Raw genomic sequence first — 1,051 nt, forward strand, 5'->3', positions numbered from 1 at the left:
GCATCGGTGGAGCTCATGCGCCTGGCCGGCCTCGAGCCGGTCGCCGCGATCTGCGAGCTCGTCGCCGACGACGGCTCGATGATGCGGCTTCCCGGCCTGCTCGAGCTCGGCGAGCGCGACGGCCTGCACGTCATCACGATCGAGCAGCTCGTGGCCTACCTCGACGAGCACGAGCCCGTGGCCTCGGCCGCGAAGCTGCCGCACCGCCGGCGCGTGAGCCTGCGCGCCGAGGCCAAGCTGCCCACCTCGCACGGTGTCTTCCGCGTGCTGGCATACAAGGACCGCATCACCGGCACCGATCACCTCGCCATCGTCTCGGGCGACCTCACCGACGAAGCGCCCCTCGTGCGGGTGCACTCCGAGTGCCTGACCGGCGAGGCCTTCGGGTCGCTGAAGTGCGAGTGCGGGCCGCAGCTCGACGCCGCCCTCGACGCGATCGAGCAGGACGGCGGCGTCGTCGTCTACATGCGCGGCCACGAGGGCCGAGGCATCGGCCTGATCAACAAGCTGCGCGCCTACAGCCTGCAGGAGAACGGCCTGGACACCGTCGACGCGAACCTCGCCCTCGGGCTTCCCGCCGACGCACGCGACTACGCCGCCGCCGCCGGCATCCTCTCCGACCTCGGGGTCGACCGGCTGCGACTGCTGACCAACAACATGGACAAGGTCGACCAGCTGCGCGCCCTCGGCCTCGACGTCGCCGAACAGGTCCCCCTGCTCGTGGGCGTGGGGCCCAACAACCACCAGTACCTGGCGACGAAGGCGGAGCGCATGGGTCACATCATCGCCAACGACGACCTCGACGGCGCCTTGGCGCAGAGCCAGGAGGCCCGCGCATGAGCGGCACCGGATCCCCTCAGCAGCACGCCCCCGTAGACGGCACCGGCCTGCGGGTCGTCGTCGTCGCCGGCACCTGGCACCACGTCATCACCGACGGTCTGATCGCCGGCGCCCAGCGCACGCTGGATGCCGCGGGGGCGACCTGGTCGCTGGTGCGGGTGCCCGGATCGTTCGAGCTCCCCCTCGCGTCGAAGGCCGCGCTCGAGTCCGG

The 1,051-nt window shown here is 71.7% G+C and carries 2 protein-coding genes; both read left to right on the forward strand.

Translation table 11 applies throughout. The features are described from left to right. Nucleotides 1-840, forward strand: an 840-nt coding sequence (ribA, locus tag NQ160_RS24140) for a GTP cyclohydrolase II (protein ID WP_257517503.1), incomplete at its 5' end; no start/stop codon positions are given. Beyond that, the coding region (locus NQ160_RS24145; protein WP_257517504.1) for a 6,7-dimethyl-8-ribityllumazine synthase at nucleotides 837-1,051 on the forward strand (215 nt) is incomplete at its 3' end. The genes ribA and NQ160_RS24145, both read left to right, overlap by 4 nt.

It is taken from the genome of Microbacterium sp. zg.Y909, assembly GCF_024626565.1.